Origin of the sequence: Enterococcus lactis (assembly GCF_015751045.1) — a bacterium.
In the GTDB taxonomy this organism is placed as follows: domain Bacteria; phylum Bacillota; class Bacilli; order Lactobacillales; family Enterococcaceae; genus Enterococcus_B; species Enterococcus_B lactis.
On sequence record NZ_BNJW01000052.1, the window covers coordinates 1 to 3,557 of the forward strand.

General features: G+C 33.7%; 6 protein-coding genes and 1 pseudogene. 1 reads left to right on the forward strand and 6 read right to left on the reverse strand.

From position 1 onward, the window contains the following. Window positions 1-156: 156 nt before the first annotated feature. The 6 genes from KFO35_RS13825 to KFO35_RS13850 all read right to left on the reverse strand — a co-directional run bounded on the left by KFO35_RS13825 (window position 157) and on the right by KFO35_RS13850 (window position 3,209). On the reverse strand, window positions 157-1,047 hold the full coding sequence (locus KFO35_RS13825) for a DUF4767 domain-containing protein (protein ID WP_104661357.1): 891 nt from the start codon (window positions 1,045-1,047) through the stop codon (window positions 157-159). 74 nt (window positions 1,048-1,121) lie between these two features. Beyond that, the gene (locus tag KFO35_RS13830) at window positions 1,122-1,418 is read right to left on the reverse strand and encodes a hypothetical protein (protein ID WP_002336120.1); all 297 of its coding nucleotides are present in this window, start codon (window positions 1,416-1,418) and stop codon (window positions 1,122-1,124) included. Continuing rightward, window positions 1,411-1,704 (reverse strand): Mor transcription activator family protein, encoded by a 294-nt coding sequence (locus KFO35_RS13835; RefSeq protein ID WP_002326407.1) that lies wholly within the window; start codon window positions 1,702-1,704, stop codon window positions 1,411-1,413. Before KFO35_RS13835 ends, KFO35_RS13830 begins: the two co-directional genes overlap by 8 nt. A gap of 145 nt (window positions 1,705-1,849) precedes the next feature. Further along, the gene (locus tag KFO35_RS13840; protein WP_002296259.1) at window positions 1,850-2,401 is read right to left on the reverse strand and encodes a DUF1643 domain-containing protein; all 552 of its coding nucleotides are present in this window, start codon (window positions 2,399-2,401) and stop codon (window positions 1,850-1,852) included. A gap of 173 nt (window positions 2,402-2,574) precedes the next feature. After that, entirely contained in the window at window positions 2,575-2,874 is a 300-nt protein-coding gene (locus tag KFO35_RS13845; RefSeq protein ID WP_002324316.1) for a hypothetical protein, read from the reverse strand. 26 nt (window positions 2,875-2,900) lie between these two features. After that, window positions 2,901-3,209: a DUF960 domain-containing protein gene (locus KFO35_RS13850; protein WP_002324315.1), complete on the reverse strand. Its 309-nt coding sequence runs from the start codon at window positions 3,207-3,209 to the stop codon at window positions 2,901-2,903. Window positions 3,210-3,361: 152 nt separating this feature from the next. Here KFO35_RS13850 and KFO35_RS13855 point away from each other — a divergent pair. Then, a pseudogene (locus KFO35_RS13855) lies at window positions 3,362-3,557 on the forward strand (hypothetical protein); the annotation flags it as partial.

The window sequence follows — 3,557 nt, forward strand, 5'->3', positions numbered from 1 at the left end:
TTCGGCAACCGGCTTACCAGTTGCGACGAGTTGAAGGATCATGTCTTTTCTTTCTTGACTGTACTTTTTCATTTAGCGAACTTCCTTTCGTTCGAGGTTATTATAGTCCTCTCCCAAAATGTGTCCACTAAATCATCCTAACACCATTTGTAACTCTTATTTCAAATTAGGGTATTTTTCTAATAGATTCATCGCACTTTGTGCTAGTTGTGCATTGGTCGCATTACCTACGAAAGAATCAAGTATTTCTTCATCTGGAATTGAGTTTAATACCTCTTCATTAAATCCTTGATTTTGTTTTAATATTTCCCTAATTGCTTGTGCTCTTTCATGTGAACTTGGCGTAGCTGAATCAGTTGTAGCTTGTTGAGTAGACTCTTCTACTACTGGATTTTGGGGAGTTTGTCCATTCACAATATCAATGAAACCTTGTTTTAGTTGTTGATTTTGAGTTTCGTTAAAGTATAGATAATTATTTTCATTACCTTGATTTTGTTGAGTTAAATAAACTTTAGGTTGTCCATTTTGAAAACCGAAAAAGTAAACATGCTGCCCTAAATATTCTCCAGTTTCTACATCAGAATAAACTGCTACTAAATTGAAATCTGCATGACCAGTTCCATCTTCTGACCATTGTACGGTAACTGGTGCTTCATTGATTGCCATTTTCCAATTTCCATCAATGACTGCACTTGGTAAAGGCGTACCATACAGACTTACATTGTTCTGAGGATTGTAGCTTTTATATTCTTGACCCAATGTTTTTCCCCATTGTGGGACAAAAGTTGCTAGTTGGGTAGATTTCTCACTATCCCACAAAGTATTCTTAACCTCTTCAGAAGAAGATTCAGTGGTTAAACTTTCACTTGTACTTGCTTCCACAGATTGCTTCATTTCTGTTGTAGTTTGTTCAGTTGATTGCGTTTTACTTTTTTTAGTCTCAATTGTTGTATCAGTTTCTACATTCACTTTAGTCCTCGTATTCTCAGATGTACAACCAGTGAATAAAATCCCCATTCCAATTAGTAATAACAACCATTTTTTCATTTTATTTACCTCTTTCAATTTCTCCCTCACGTATTTATTCTATCAGACAATTAATTGATCTAAAAGGTAATCTTTTAATCGATTCTTTCCCAATAATGTCGATAGCCGGTATGGCAACGGTCTCTTCCTTGAGGACTCTCAGATGGGTTAAAACTAGTAGAAATTTCCCTTCCACATCCTCTACAGCGATAAGTTCTCATTAATTTTGGGCTATTAGTATTATTTTTCTTAGTTAGAGCTATGAGTCCAACTATGATTACCCCAACTGTCTTAATTACGTTTCCTTTATCTATATTCGGATGTGCAAGCATATATTTATATAACCAATATCCACCGTAAATTAAACCACCTAATACAATCAGCTTAGCCATGTACTCTTCTCCTTTCTTTTTGTTTAATTACTTCTTGAATCCATCTTGTAGAAAAACCATAAACTTCTGTCAATTGACGAATATCAACATTTTTTTCCTGTTCTATCATGTTTTCGATTCTTTTTCTTACTAACTCGCGATCGTACATTTTCATCGGAAAAGAAATCTGTTGCCCTCGAAAAGCAAGATAAAATTGATAGAGCAATTCTGAATCCAGTTCCATTTCCTCAAAAAAGTCATTCATACTTTTATAAGAGTTACTCAAACAAGTTTTATCAATCTCCATCTACACACCCCCTGTTATTTTTTACATAATGAAAATAGCATATTACTGGGTACATTGATAATTCATATAACATGTATCATCACATGTATTTTTAAAGTCAAAAAGCATGTAAAACTACTTATAAGTAACATGATAAAATAAAACGTTATTTTTCTTGAAATAATAATTGACTATCTGCCAATTGCCATTCATTACGAACATGAATACTTAATGGATGGGATAACTTGCCTTCTGCATTTATCAATACTTTGGTCATCTTCTTTTGTTTCGCACTCAATTGATCGTAAATGGTCTTCGCTTGTTCATAAGCCACTTGACTCGTCGCTGTAATCGAACCACAAGCAAAAATAATGGTATTGATTTTCTTTTCTGTAAAAACAGTCGTTAATATTTCCAAAGATTGTTCATCATTTCCTCGAAGAAATACCCGAGGACTTTTCGCTTTTGTGTACGAAAAAAGATTCACAGCAATAAAACCAGTAAATCCTAATTGTCGGATATTCTTTTCGATTAATAACATACTCAAATCATTCGTAAATGGTTCTGTATCTGTTGGACGAATAGTAATGACTACCGCTAATTTATCTTCCGCTTCTTTTCCTTTGATCGCCCATTGTCGTTTGAAAACATAGCGATGGGTATGATGAGGATCTCGCCAAACTTCTGTTTGTGTGGTTACTAATTCTTTTTCAATCATCTCTTTTTCTCCTATGCTAATTTTTGTTCAAGCACTTCAATTACCATTGCCGTTATAAGTGTCAATACTAGTTGAAAATATTTCATATTCTTTCTCCTTTTTTCTTCAGAATTTGATGAATCGCGGTAAGGATATCTTCTAAACATTTCGCAATCATTCTCAAATAATCGATCTTATTCATTCGTTCCTCCAATCTGACTCCAAACCAATCGTCCTTCTACCAGTAACCCACGAACAAATTCTCGCTGGCTGGTAATATCTGTAATAAAATAAACTACATAGTCTTTTCCATCTTCTGGTGCACAATAAATATAAAGATGTGTCATCACTAAACGTGGTAGATGAACATCTTTAGGAAGCGTACCCATTTCAATTTCCTCTTTTTCCATCGTAACGGATTCATAGCCCCACTCTTCAGAAGCAGTGACCAGCTGTGCACACTTTTCCAGTACTTCGATAGCCGTTTCTAACAAGTCCTTTCGTTCCTTTCTTTTAGATACTAGTATTCTTCTGGTAATAACATCGTTTGATACTCACCCGAATCAATGACCCATATTTTTTGAGACACTGATTTCAAACGAAGCTTAGGTGAAATCAGATACTCTTTTCTTTCTTCCGGTTCTTCTTGACGATGAACCAACTTTTGATTTCCTTTTTCCGTAGAAAATTCAAAAATTTGAAGATAGTCTAAAGGAAGTTGCTTTTGACTGTTTTGATCGATTAGATTCCAACATAAAGCTTGTAATTCCACCGGCAAACTGTCCATTACTCCCTTTGTGACATAACGTTGTCCTTTATTTTGAAACATTTCTTTTCCCTCCTTTGCCATAAAAATAGCCCAATCTTCTATTAAAGAAGATTGGGCTTCATGGATATAATATATATTTGATATTCAATTTGATTCATTTTATACTATTAAAAACAGACAGTACTAAAAATGTTTATCGGAGGAATTCTTATATGTCTTGGATTAATGATATTTTTTCCATAAAAGCTATAAAAGATATTAACTATAGAAAAAAGCAAGATAAACAACGTGCTACAAATGATTTACAACTAACAATGTTAAGAAACAATATTGAAAGACATGAACTTGAAATAGATGAATATAGAAAAAAACAATTAGAACACGAAATAACTTATCGTTCTAAGGAAT

What these genes read in the sequence shown, in the direction of transcription:
- KFO35_RS13825 (WP_104661357.1), bottom strand. Translation starts at nt 1,047, where the DNA reads ATGAAAAAATGGTTGTTATTACTAATTGGAATGGGGATTTTATTCACT.
- KFO35_RS13830 (WP_002336120.1), bottom strand. Translation starts at nt 1,418, where the DNA reads ATGGCTAAGCTGATTGTATTAGGTGGTTTAATTTACGGTGGATATTGG.
- KFO35_RS13835 (WP_002326407.1), bottom strand. Translation starts at nt 1,704, where the DNA reads ATGGAGATTGATAAAACTTGTTTGAGTAACTCTTATAAAAGTATGAAT.
- KFO35_RS13840 (WP_002296259.1), bottom strand. Translation starts at nt 2,401, where the DNA reads ATGATTGAAAAAGAATTAGTAACCACACAAACAGAAGTTTGGCGAGAT.
- KFO35_RS13850 (WP_002324315.1), bottom strand. Translation starts at nt 3,209, where the DNA reads ATGTTTCAAAATAAAGGACAACGTTATGTCACAAAGGGAGTAATGGAC.